The 12,817-nt window shown below is 44.5% G+C and carries 7 protein-coding genes; 3 read left to right on the forward strand and 4 right to left on the reverse strand.

The genetic code is table 11. The features are described 5' to 3' along the window. Positions 1–458 precede the first annotated feature (458 nt). Genes IG80_RS0101515 through IG80_RS0101525 form a run of 3 tightly spaced genes read left to right on the forward strand, consistent with a single transcriptional unit; the run spans position 459 to position 9,303 of the window. Complete coding sequence (locus IG80_RS0101515; protein WP_084756244.1) at positions 459–1,703, forward strand: MdtA/MuxA family multidrug efflux RND transporter periplasmic adaptor subunit; 1,245 nt, start codon at positions 459–461, stop codon at positions 1,701–1,703. Beyond that, the gene (locus tag IG80_RS0101520; protein ID WP_032112297.1) at positions 1,700–4,786 is read left to right on the forward strand and encodes a multidrug efflux RND transporter permease subunit; all 3,087 of its coding nucleotides are present in this window, start codon (positions 1,700–1,702) and stop codon (positions 4,784–4,786) included. Before IG80_RS0101515 ends, IG80_RS0101520 begins: the two co-directional genes overlap by 4 nt. Then, positions 4,783–9,303, forward strand: a complete 4,521-nt coding sequence (locus tag IG80_RS0101525; protein ID WP_075553132.1) for a multidrug efflux RND transporter permease subunit — start codon at positions 4,783–4,785, stop codon at positions 9,301–9,303. The genes IG80_RS0101520 and IG80_RS0101525 overlap by 4 nt, the downstream gene beginning before the upstream one ends. Positions 9,304–9,305: 2 nt before the next feature. Here the strand turns inward: IG80_RS0101525 and IG80_RS0101530 are convergent, their stop codons facing one another. From IG80_RS0101530 to IG80_RS0101545, 4 genes are all read right to left on the reverse strand, one after another. Further along, positions 9,306–10,025, reverse strand: a complete 720-nt coding sequence (locus tag IG80_RS0101530; RefSeq protein WP_032112298.1) for a hypothetical protein — start codon at positions 10,023–10,025, stop codon at positions 9,306–9,308. Between the two features lie 210 nt (positions 10,026–10,235). Further along, the gene (locus tag IG80_RS0101535; protein WP_032112299.1) at positions 10,236–11,885 is read right to left on the reverse strand and encodes a ribonuclease J; all 1,650 of its coding nucleotides are present in this window, start codon (positions 11,883–11,885) and stop codon (positions 10,236–10,238) included. Between the two features lie 29 nt (positions 11,886–11,914). Beyond that, entirely contained in the window at positions 11,915–12,409 is a 495-nt protein-coding gene (locus tag IG80_RS0101540; protein ID WP_032112300.1) for a hypothetical protein, read from the reverse strand. Positions 12,410–12,503: 94 nt separating this feature from the next. Next, the gene (locus IG80_RS0101545) at positions 12,504–12,791 is read right to left on the reverse strand and encodes a 4a-hydroxytetrahydrobiopterin dehydratase (RefSeq protein ID WP_032112301.1); all 288 of its coding nucleotides are present in this window, start codon (positions 12,789–12,791) and stop codon (positions 12,504–12,506) included. Between the last annotated feature and the right edge of the window lie 26 nt (positions 12,792–12,817).

Below are 12,817 nucleotides of genomic sequence, written 5' to 3' on the forward strand. Positions count from 1 at the left end.
TACCTTTTGAGTTGGGTAATTCTCTTAGATTACTTAATCTAAATTTAACATTAATTCTGGCTAAAAATGTCTCAAAATTATCTTTTTCTCGACTGAGTATAATTAGCGAATAAATTGAGATTTTCTAAGCCAAGCTTTGACGCTCTTTCCTATATCGCACTCACGTTATTTTAGTCCACTAAACATCTAAAATTCCGCACATTGTGCTTAACTTTTAATAAAGATGCTTTTCGCATCCCCATTTGAAGGAAGTACTGCTTATTTTTCAAGTATATTTTTTAAATAATATATATATTTTTGTTTTTTTACTATTGGTTAACTATCCATTCTTTTGGGTATGTTGGTTGCTAAAAATTTGAACCATATTTATGATAAACACATGGATAATTATAACTGTGTAAATATACGTGATTCCTATGGATTCTGAAAATAGCATCAAATCCTATTCCTTGCCCGTCATGAAGCATCAAGTTGCTGTTTATATTGAAAAAATTCAAACAACTAAACATGGTCGCCAAGTTTTAAAAATCATTTCTCTTTTGCTCATCATCGCAATTGCCGCCATGATTCAGATTAAAACCACCCCCTCCCTTCACTTAACAATGACGACTAAGCAGGGAGCAGGTAACAAACAACCAATGCTTGTGCGCACTGCCTCTTCCAAAACAGCGGATGTGCCAGTTTATCTCTCTGCGCTGGGGTCAGTTACCCCCCTTTACACCGTCACGGTCAAAACACAAATCAACGGCCAACTCCAAAAAATCTTATTTAAAGAAGGGCAAGCCGTTAAAGAAGGTGAGCTTCTTGCCCAAATCGACGACCGTCTTTATCAGGCACAGTTGACGCAGTACGAAGGCCAATTGGAGCGCGATAAAGCACTTCTCGCCAATGCCAAGCTTGATCTTAAACGTTATCAAACTCTTTATAAACAAGACTCAGTCTCGCAACAAACTCTTGATACACAAGTCTCTTTAGTCAAACAATATGAAGGTGCTGTTAAAACCGATGAGGGGCAGATCCAGGCAATAAAGGTCAATCTCATTTATTGTAAAATTACCTCCCCGATTACAGGGCGCGTTGGTTTGCGCCTCGTGGATCCGGGTAACTATGTTCAAACATCAGACACAACAGGAATTGCTGTCTTGAACCAAACCAAACCCATTACTGTGGTTTTTACGATACCCGAAGACAATGTGCCCGAGGTCTTCAATAAAGTTCGGCAAGAGGATAAACTAGTGGTTGAGGCCTACGATCGCTGGCAAAACAAGCTTTTGGACACTGGTATCTTAATGACAATGGACAACCAGATTGATACAGCCACAGGTACCGTGAAACTGAAAGCTTCCTTTGACAACCCTCATGAAACCCTCTTTCCCAATCAATTCGTTAACATTAAACTTTTAGTGACGACATTAAAAGCAGCCATTCTTATTCCCACATCCGCGGTGCAGCATGGTTCAAAAGGAACCTATGCCTATATAACTGATGACAATAAAACGGCGAAGATTCAATATGTTACCACCGGTATTACCTATCAAGATGACACTGTGATCAAAGAAGGCCTTACAGCAAATCAGCAGGTGATTATAGAGGGCATAGATAAGCTCACTGATGGCGCTGCGATTAAGGTACCCGAGATTAAGGAACCCAAGGCTGAACCGAAGCTCGACATGATTGCGTCTCAAAAAAAGACATCGTCATGAGTCCCTCTCGTCCCTTTATTCTGCGCCCGATTGCCACCTCCCTTGTGATGGCCGCACTTTTGCTTTTAGGGATATTAGCGTACCGTTTGCTGCCTGCTTCATCTCTACCAGAAGTCGATTATCCAACAATTCGCATTTCGACATTTTATCCTGGGGCAAGCCCCGATGTGATGGCGTCTCTTATCACAGCACCTTTAGAAAAGCAATTGGGCCAGATGACGGCACTCAGCCAAATGACGTCCACCAGTTCGAATGGTTCCTCCATCATTACCGTCAAATTTAATCTTGAGTTGAGTCTTGATGTGGCGGAGCAAGAAGTGCAAGAAGCAATCAATGCTGCCACTACTTACCTACCAACGGATTTACCTAACCCACCGATTTATAACAAGGTAAACCCCGCTGACACACCCATTGTAACGTTGGCTTTAACTACCAAAACCTTGCCCCTTACTGAAGTTGAGGACTTTGCTGATACCAGGCTCTCGCAAAAGATTGCCCAACTTTCGGGCGTTGGTTTGGTCAGCATCAGTGGCGGCCAGCGTCCCGCCGTGCGGATTCAGTGCAATCCCAATGCATTATCTTCCTATGGTTTAACTCTGGAGGATATTCACACCGCCATCGACGCCGCAAGTCTCAACCGCCCGAAAGGAAGCTTTGATGGCATTGCCCAAAGTTTGACGATTAATGCCAATGATCAATTACTCACCAGCAGCGAGTTTAAAAAGGTTATTGTTTCTTATAAAAATAATGCTCCTGTCCGCGTCTCAGATATTGCGGAAGTGATTGATGGTGCGGAAGATGTCCGCCAAGCCGCCTGGATTAACGATGAACAAGCGATTATCCTTAACATTCAACGTCAGCCAGGTGCCAATGTCATCGAAGTGGTGGATCGCATCAAAAATCTCTTGCCCAAAATCAGTGCTACCTTACCTGGTGATGTGAAGCTTACTCTCGTCACCGATCGCACGACCACCATTCGTGCCTCGGTCGCTGATGCGCAATTTGATCTGCTGATCTCAATTCTTTTAGTGGTCTTGGTTGTTTTTATTTTTTTACGGAATGTTTCGGCCACCTTAATCCCGAGTGTTGCCGTACCGCTCTCGCTGATTGGGACGTTGACGGTAATGTATTTGATGGGGTTCAGCCTCAACAATCTCACTCTCATGGGGCTTACCATTGCGGCAGGGTTTGTGGTAGACGACGCTATCGTCATGATTGAAAATATCGCGCGTTATATCGAAGAAGGGGAACGCCCCTTGCAAGCCGCCCTTAAAGGAGCTGAACAAATTGGTTTCACCATCCTATCTCTCACTGTTTCATTGATTGCCGTGATGATACCTCTATTGTTCATGGGGGATATTATTGGCCGCTTGTTCCGCGAATTTGCCATTACTCTATCTGTCACAATTTTAATGTCAGCTTTTGTTTCCCTCACCTTAACACCGATGCTTTGCGCTCGGTTTTTGTCCGCTCGCACTGACAACCCCGAAAATTGGTTGGCACAGGTGTCAAAGACCATGCAAGATAAGGTGGTTGACGCTTATGCTAGATCCCTCAAAACCGTCTTTCGTTACCAAAAAGAGGTATTAATTATTGCTGGTGTTACGGTGGGATTGACAGGAGTTTTGTTCTATTTCATCCCCAAGGGTTTTTTCCCGATTCAGGATACCGGCGTGATTCAAGGGATTACACAAGCACCGGAATCTGTTTCTTTCAAAGCCATGGCCCAGCGCCAACGGGCGATCGCGGCTGTCGTGCTAGAAGACCCTGCCGTTGAAGGTTTATCTTCTTTTATCGGGATTGATGGCACCAATACTACCCTCAACGGTGGCCGTCTGTTAATTAATCTCAAACCTATGGAAATAAGGAAATTGTCCGCCAGCGATATTATTCGACGGCTTCAGGAAAAAGTGGATAAAGTTGCTGATATTAAGCTTTTCATGCAGCCGGTCCAAGATTTATCCATCGATGACCGGGTCAGCCGTACTCAATATCAGTATAGCCTCAACGGTCCTGATGAAAAGGAAGTGACGCGCTGGAGCGACAAGCTCATCACCAAATTGCGGGGTGAGAAAGGGATGCAGGATGTCGCTAGCGATCAACTTAACAACGGCTTGCAAACGCTGATTACTATTGACCGCGATACGGGGGCTCGCCTGGGAATTACGGTGCAAGAAATTGACAATATTCTTTATGATGCCTTTGGTCAGCGCCAAATCTCAACGCTTTATACTCAAGTTAATCAATATCACGTGATCCTTGAAATCTTGCCAGAATTGCAGCAGATACAAAAAGCGTTGGATAATATTTACCTGACTTCCTCTGCTGGAGCTTCCATCCCCCTTCGAACACTGACAAAGATTAAACAGACAACTGGCCCGTTGCTGATCAACCGTCAAGGTCAATTCCCCGTTTCAACTATATCCTTCAACTTAAGTCCAGGAGCGGCTTTAGGTGATGCCATTCACGCCATCGATAAAGCCAAACAAGAGCTCGGTATTCCGGAAAGCATCGTCACCAATTTTGAAGGATCAGCCAAAGTTTTTCAAAGCTCTCTTGCCAATGAAGGGCTTCTGATCCTGGCGGCCATTATTGTTGTCTATATTGTTTTGGGCATTTTGTATGAACATTATATTCATCCGATTACTATCCTCTCTACCCTACCCTCTGCTGGGATGGGTGCGTTGATTGCTCTGATCCTTTTCGGTCAGGAGCTAAGTGTGGTGGCCTTGATTGGGATTATCCTCCTCATAGGGATTGTTATGAAAAATGCGATTATGATGATTGACTTTGCGCTTGAATTAGAGCGCGTCCATAAAAAATCAGCGCAAGAGGCGATCTATGAAGCGTGTTTGCTGCGGTTCCGTCCTATTTTAATGACGACAATGGCGGCGATTTTAGGAGCCGTTCCATTGGCCATTAGTCAAGGTATGGGCGCTGAGCTTAGACAACCCCTCGGCATTGCGATTATTGGTGGCTTGATGGTGAGCCAACTCCTCACCCTTTACACAACACCCATCATTTACATGGCTTTTGACCGATTGATGCGCTCGCTGTCACCTTTGCGAGGGACCCCTTCATGAATATTTCGATCCCTTTCATCCGCCGTCCGATTGGGACAACCCTCTTAGCATTTGGATTGGCATTGGCGGGTATTCTTGCTTTTAATTTGATGCCCGTTTCTCCTTTGCCACAAATTGAATTCCCGACAATTAGCATCCAGGCTACCCTCCCAGGCGCTGCCCCTGAAACTATGGCGACGTCCGTGGCAACACCCTTAGAGCGGCAACTCGGACGCATCGCAGGCATTACCGAAATAACCTCCTCTTCAAGACTTGGAACAGCGCAAATTACCCTACAATTTGATCTGTCTCGCAATATAAATGGTGCAGCACGAGATGTACAGGCAGCCATTAACGCGGCGCGAAGCAATCTGCCAGCGGATCTACCTAGCAATCCAACTTACAAGATTGTCAATCCTTCTGATGCACCGATAATCATTCTTGCGCTGACTTCTGACACCTATAGCAGTGGTCAAATGTATGATATTGCATCTACCATCTTGCAGCAAAAGCTGTCTCAGGTGAATGGTGTTGGTCAAGTAATTGTCGGTGGTAGTTCGCTGCCCGCAGTCCGACTAGAGTTGAACCCAACAGCGCTCAACAAGTACGGGATTAGCCTTGAGCAGGTGCGAACTGCCGTGGCTGCGGCGAACAATAACCGTCCCAAAGGCCAGCTCTCCGACGAGATGCATTCTTACATAATTATGACCAATGATCAGCTCTTTAAAGCAGCTGATTACCAGCCTTTAATTATCTCTTATCAAAATAGCGCGCCGATTCGGCTTTCTGATTTGGGCGAGGTGATTGATTCGGTTGAAGATCTTCGTAACGCTGGTCTGAGTAATGGTAAACCCTCTGTGCTCTTAATTATCTTCAAACAACCCGGTGCCAATATTATTGGGACTGTAGATAACGTGAAAAGCGCCCTCAGAAACTTAAAAGCAGATATCCCCGCTGCCATCGATCTCAGCGTTGTTATGGATCGCACCACCACTATCCGTGCCTCTCTTAAAGATGTTGAATTTACTCTGATTTTGGCTGTTTGTTTAGTGATTTGGGTGATCTATCTGTTTTTAGGTAATTTTCGCGCGGCTCTTATCCCCAGCGTGGTTGTCCCCCTCTCATTACTAGGTACTTTTTGCGTTATGTATCTTTGCGGCTTCAGCCTTGACAACTTGTCGCTGATGGCAATGACCATTGCCACAGGCTTTGTCGTAGATGATGCGGTGGTGGTTTTGGAAAACATATCCCGCCATATTGAGGCCGGCCTTAAGCCGATACAGGCTGCAATTCTTGGTGCCAAAGAAGTTGGTTTTACCGTCCTCTCCATGAGCGCCTCGTTAATTGCTGTTTTTATCCCTATTCTCTTGATGGGTGGAATTGTCGGTCGCCTTTTCCGTGAATTTGCTCTTACCCTTTCGATTGCGATTTTAATGTCGATGGTTGTTTCTCTCACCGTCACACCAATGATGTCGGCGTATATCTTAAAGCCTGAAAAAAAAGGTCATCACCAGGGGCGCGTAATGAACTTTATGATGCGTCACTATCGCCAAAGTTTAGGTTGGGCTTTGCGACGGCCAAAATTCATGCTGACGCTCACTGCCGCAACGATTGCTTCTGATATTTTCCTATTCGTTATCATTCCTAAAGGATTCTTTCCCCAACAAGACGTAGGTCGAATAGTCGCGAGCATTCAGGCACAGCAAGATATTTCATTCCAAGCGCTAAAGCAAAAACTTAACGACTACGTCAAAATTGTCAAAGATGATCCTGCCGTTGAAACTGTGGTTGGTTTTATCGGCGGTAATAGTGCGTCTGGCAACGCGGGCACCATGTACATCTCGTTGAAACCCCTCGAAGAGCGTAAGCTTCCCATCGACGATATTATGGGGCGACTGAGAGGAAAACTAGCAGCTATTCCTGGCGCGTCAGTTTATATGCGGGCAACGCAAGATTTGGTCATTGGTGGCCGTCAATCCAATGCTCTGTACCAGTATACCCTCACCTCTTATGACCTTAATGAACTCAACACCTGGGCGCCACGCGTACTAGAAAAACTCGCAACCCTGCCAGGCATTGTGGATGTCAATAGTGATCAGCTGAGCAATGGGAAGGAAGTATTTGTCACCATTGACCGTGATGCTGCTTCTCGACTTGGAGTATCACCACAAACAATTGACAATACTCTTTATGATGCATTTGGACAACGCCAAATCGCTATTATGTATACTGCTTTGAACCAATATCACGTTGTTATGGAGCTGGCTCCTCAATACTGGCAGCGTCCAGAAACTCTTGATTTGATTTATGCCCCTTCTGCCACCAACAATCAGATCCCCTTGTCAGTGGTGACAAAATCCAAAATCTCAAATACCCTTTTATTGGTCAATCACCAAGGACAATTCCCTGCCGCCACCATTTCCTTTAACTTACTTCCCGGCTATTCACTGGGCCAAGCCGTCGAGATGATTAACGAGGCAACAACAGAAATTGGTATGCCTAAAGCAACCATGCATGGATCCTTCCAAGGTACAGCTCAAGCCTTTCAAGACTCGCTGTCTTCGCAACCTCTGTTAATTCTAGCAGCGCTTATTGCAGTCTATATCGTCCTTGGCATTTTGTATGAAAGTACAATTCACCCAATCACAATTCTCTCCACCTTGCCCTCAGCTGGGATTGGCGCGATGATTGCCTTGCTCCTGACCGGAACAGAGCTTAGCATCATTGCTATCATTGGGATGATTCTTCTTATTGGCATTGTGAAGAAAAATGCGATTATGATGATTGACTTTGCCCTTGAGAAAGAACGCCAGCAACACAAATCAGCCATCGCTTCCATCTATGAAGCCTGTTTATTGCGTTTTCGTCCCATCATGATGACGACGATGGCGGCGATTTTAAGTGCGGTCCCCCTTGCATTTGGCAGTGGTGTTGGGTCAGAATTAAGAAAGCCACTGGGGATCTCAATTATTGGAGGACTTATTTTTAGCCAGATGTTAACCCTTTACACCACACCTGTCATTTATCTCAGCATGGAACGCGTCAGTAGTTGGTGGAAACGTCGCCACAAACAAACATCCGTGGTGGTTCTCCCTTTACTCTTACTTTTGCTCAACGCCTGTGAAGTTGGGCCTGATTATGTGCGCCCCGTTATTGAAACACCAGCGCAATTCAAAGAGCCGCCCGCTGGCTGGAAATTTGCCACCCCTCAAGATACCGTTGATCGGGGTACCTGGTGGGATATGTTTAATGATCCCCTCCTAAGTAATTTAGTGGCTGAGGTTGAGCTCACCAACCAAAATTTAGCGCTGGCTGAAGCCCAACATCGCCAATCCCAAGCCCTTGTGGATCAAGCGCGCGCGGGCTTTTTTCCTACGATTAATGCCACCACCTCAGCCACACGTCAAAAAAGCTTTTCAACAGGTAGCACTAATCTGGCTAGTGCGCCTACTAACCTCTATAATGTTGGTTTAAATGCCACTTGGGAGCTGGATGTTTGGGGCAGCGTGCGTCGCTCTGTGGAGTCAAGTGAAGCGGGTGCGGAGGCGGCTGCAGCAAATGTTGCTTTAACAAAATTATCAAGCGAGGCCAGCCTTACTCAATTTTATTATGAACTTCGCGCCGTCGATGCCACCCAAAAACTTCTTGATGAAACAGTGGGGAGTTATCAAAAACTGTTGGTCTTAACGCAAAATCGTCACAGAATGGGTGTTTCTACTGGCCTTGATATCGCTCAGGCTGAAAGTCAGCTTAAAACTGCTGAAGTCAAAGCCATCGACAATAAAGTTACCCGAGCGCAATATGAACATGCGATTGCTGTATTGGTTGGCAAAGCAGCATCAGACTTCTCTATCCCGGTTGATTCTTCAGCTCTTCCAGAACCACCAACTCTGCCATCGGCCTTGCCAGCAACGCTCATGGAAAGACGCCCAGATATCGCCCAGGCCGAACGACAAATGGCGCAGGCCAATGCCACAATTGGTGTGAACATCGCTGCCTACTTCCCCAACTTAACCCTTAACGGTTCTGGGGGATATGAAAGTACATTATGGCACAAGCTCTTCACCGCTCCTTCCCAAATTTGGTCAATGGCTGGACAAATGGCACAATTGGTTTTTGACGGTGGCCTGGTGAGTGGCAAAGTTGAAGCAGCAAGGGCAGCTTACGATCAATCGGTTGCTAACTACCGGCAAGTGGTCTTAACCGCCTTTCAGGAGACGGAGGATAATTTAGCCGCCCTCCGCATTTTAGAAAGTGAAATTAAAAGCCAAGTAGAGGCCGTTAAAGCTGCCAAAAAGCAACTAAATCTCACCATCAATGAATATAAATCAGGCACTATTTATTTCTCAGATGTGATGACGGCTGAGATCAATTACTTTACTGCCCGCAGCAATTATATTGCCATTGCCGCACGGCGCCTGACAGCCACTGCAAGTCTGGTTAAATCTTTGGGCGGGGGTTGGTGTTCCTCGGATCTAATCCGAGAGGGTAACTGGGAACACAAGCCCTCGCCAACTCAGCAAGAAAACAACAGATAAAGTTAGTTCATATCCTCTTTTAGGAAAATCGCAGCAACTACAAGGTTAGAGGACATTGAGTTAATACGATTAAGTAAAGCTAGCTTCTGCGTATCCTGATCCCTTTTATTTGCCGCGATCTGAAACAAAATATTTTTTCTTTGATTTTGTAAGTTTGCTTGTTCTTTTTCAAGTTTGACTATGACCTCGTGCAAGATATCATGTGCTCGAGCCGCATTCTCATTACTATGAAGAAGATTTGTTCCCCGCAACTCTGATAAAATTGAACTTAAGCTATTGATCTTAATTGTTGCTTCAGGCTTATCTTTTGTGAGACTCATTATGGTGAATATCTGTTCTGGCATTCTATCAGCCCAATTCATAAGCATATAAATAGACTTCTCATAGTCTGTATTGATAATTATTCGTTCCGATGGACCGGTAAATGAATTATTACATATAACCGGCAGCGGCACCATTTTCAATGTCTTTTCTTGAGACAATGTTAAAAGGTCCGATGCTAATTTCACAGCTTTACCAGCTTGCTCCCACTGCGCGCTGAGATAGCTTAAGTCTGCAAGTGCTTTGCTTTCCCGTAAAAACTCTTCGCTTTGTTGATATAAGTTGTTTGCAGTAACAACTGGCAAACTTTTTGCATAATGCGCTTCAGTAAACTCATTCTGTAGATCCATAGCATTAACTGAAGTTGCTAAAAATAAAAGAGGCAAAATTAATTTACGCATCAAAACTTCCTTTCGTTATTAACAAAGTAAATTTTGACTTAGTGGCGTAAAAAATAGGTTAATTTTACTAAAAAGATACCATTTTATGGAAGAGATTGTACCCTAATATCATCCCAGCAAAAGCTGGGATTTAAGGGTATTTTTTTTAGCTACCAAGCCTCAAAAAATAATGATGAACAGAAAATGATGAACAGAAAGGGATGCAAAAACCTATATTTGAACGATATGCACATTCACAGGTGGTTTTTTACCAATCCAGTTATTGCAGATTCGGCGAATCCCTACTTTTAACTCATTGGCTAAACTATCTGTATTTTTATACCCATTATTGATAACCTGGCGAATTGTGCGATTCATATCCCTTTCGAGATGTTCTTGTTCTTCTCCGCCAGTGGTAATACCCATTATCGATAAGAGAGGTGGTTTGGCCACCTGTCCTGCACGATCTAATACCAACGTCACAAAAACAACCCCTTGAAAAGATAATTTCGACCGTTCCTTCACCAGGGGGCTTTGCATTGGTATCAGGCGATTGCCATCGTACCCCAACCTTCCAACGGGAACTGAATTAATCACCTGCGGCTGATCTTTTTCTAGGCAAACAATCGTTCCATTTTCAGGAACCACCACCTTTGGAATACCACACTCCAGTCCCAGCTCTGCTTGTTCTTGCATGTGACGAAACTCGCCATGCACTGGAATGAGAACATGCGGACGCACCCATTCGTACATCTGCTTCAATTCTTCCCGTGCGGGGTGGCCAGAGACGTGAATATCTTCTTCATGGGAAGTGATAATAGAGACCCCTTTACGCACAAGATTGTTTTGGAGGTTAGCAATCGCCTTTTCATTCCCCGGAATTACCCGCGATGAAAAAACAACCACGTCTCGATTATCCAACTTAATGAGAGGATGCTGATCACCAGCTACTCGAGCCAAAACAGAGCGCGGCTCACCTTGAGAACCGGTAGAAATAATCATCACTGCTTGAGGAGGTAATTGCATTGCTGTGGTTTCATCAATGAAACTGCCAATATCTTGCAGATATCCCGATTGCCGAGCTGCCTCGACCATGCGTTCCAAAGAACGGCCCACTAAACAAACTTTGCGATTATGATGATGGGCAATTTTTATAGCTGTTTCCACCCGGGCTATGTTGGATGAAAAACAAGAAAAGATAATCCGTGAGTCAGAATGTCGGCCAAGAAGATCGATCAGCTCCGTGCGCACAGCATCTTCTGAACCTGAATTTCCTTCAGAAAAAACGTTTGTGGAATCACACACCATCGCCAAAATACCGCGATCGCCCCATTCCTGGAGTCGCGTATGATTTGTTGCCTTGCCAACCAACGGTTCTGGGTCAATCTTCCAATCACCCGTATGCATCACTGTGCCAAGTGGCGTCGTAATCGCCAACGCATTGGGTTCAGGGATTGAGTGGGTCAAAGAAATAAATTCAACGCCAAACTTGCCAATATCTACATGAGTATTCAGCTGAATTTCATGAATTTCAACTTTTTTAGCCCAGGAGTATTCTTTGATCTTCTGACGTACCACGTGGGCAGTAAAAGGAGTCGCATAAATTGGGCATTGTAATTCAGGCCACAAATAAGGGATGGCTCCGACATGATCTTCATGGGCATGCGTCAACACTAATCCCACCAGCTTTTCACGTCGAGAAGCAATAAATTCTGGATCTGGCGTAATAATATCGATTCCCAAACGATCACCAAAAGTGATGCCTAAATCAACCATTAACCATTGATCGTCATACCCATATAAATTGAGATTCATCCCAATTTCACCTGAGCCGCCCAAAGGCAAAAACCAAAAATCTTTTTTTGTCGGTTGTGTACTCACACTCTCACCTTAATTTCTTTTTCTCGTCATTATGACTTAATTGTTGTGATCTTAAAATCATTCTTTTCAAGATCAAGCTGGATAATTCTATCAGGACCAATGGCTACACGGTGCGGCCCTGGCGTACTATATCTTGCAAAGGCAACAGCCGCCAGCCCTGAAGCTTTGCTCAGTTCAATATCCTGATCCTTCATACGTTGCCCGGGCACGACATCAAAGGAGAAAAAATCAATCTGATCGCTATAATCCTTTTTCAGCTGATCTTTTTGCTGAAAATATTTGTCTGCCGTCAGTGCTGCAACCTTCCCCATCGCTTCTGCATCGTAAAATACTAAAATATCAACCGTTATGGGCGCATTACCATTCACATCAGGAGTTGGGTTAAATTTGACTTGTTCCAACCATACTTTTGCTTGTTCCATTTTAGCAGCTGAGGCGACTCCTGACTTTATAGCATCAGGAGCACAACCAGACAACCCAACGAGCGAGCCCACCAGAACACTCTTTATAAATATATCTTTCATAGCTTACCTCTATGCCTGAGCACTTATACTCCGTCCTTGTGAGGAGCAAAAGCACCAACGCAATCTCCCTCATTTCATTTCGAGGAGACCCTATTTAACTAAAACTATCTATCTTCATGGCTAAGTCTATATCTTTTTGACTTAAACCACCACAGTCATGTGTCGTTAAACAGATAGAAACTTTATTATACACATTAAACCATTCGGGATGATGATCCATTTTTTCTGCCACCAAGGCAACCTTGGTCATAAAAGAAAAGGCTTGAGTAAAGTCTTTAAACTCTACGCTCTTCCCAATAGAAAGCTGATCATCAGATAGCTTCCAATCTGGAAGTTGGCTAGAAATTGAGTTAATCTCATTTTTTGTTAGCTTCTCGACCATTTGTTAACTTTCCTCTTTTATGCTGT

Origin of the sequence: Candidatus Paracaedibacter symbiosus, assembly GCF_000757605.1 — a bacterium.
Lineage (GTDB): Bacteria > Pseudomonadota > Alphaproteobacteria > Paracaedibacterales > Paracaedibacteraceae > Paracaedibacter_A > Paracaedibacter_A symbiosus.

Coding starts and splice junctions, on each gene's coding strand:
- IG80_RS0101520 (WP_032112297.1), top strand. CDS start 1,700: ATGAGTCCCTCTCGTCCCTTTATTCTGCGCCCGATTGCCACCTCCCTT.
- IG80_RS0101515 (WP_084756244.1), top strand. CDS start 459: ATGAAGCATCAAGTTGCTGTTTATATTGAAAAAATTCAAACAACTAAA.
- IG80_RS0101540 (WP_032112300.1), bottom strand. CDS start 12,409: ATGAAAGATATATTTATAAAGAGTGTTCTGGTGGGCTCGCTCGTTGGG.
- IG80_RS0101545 (WP_032112301.1), bottom strand. CDS start 12,791: ATGGTCGAGAAGCTAACAAAAAATGAGATTAACTCAATTTCTAGCCAA.
- IG80_RS0101525 (WP_075553132.1), top strand. CDS start 4,783: ATGAATATTTCGATCCCTTTCATCCGCCGTCCGATTGGGACAACCCTC.
- IG80_RS0101530 (WP_032112298.1), bottom strand. CDS start 10,025: ATGCGTAAATTAATTTTGCCTCTTTTATTTTTAGCAACTTCAGTTAAT.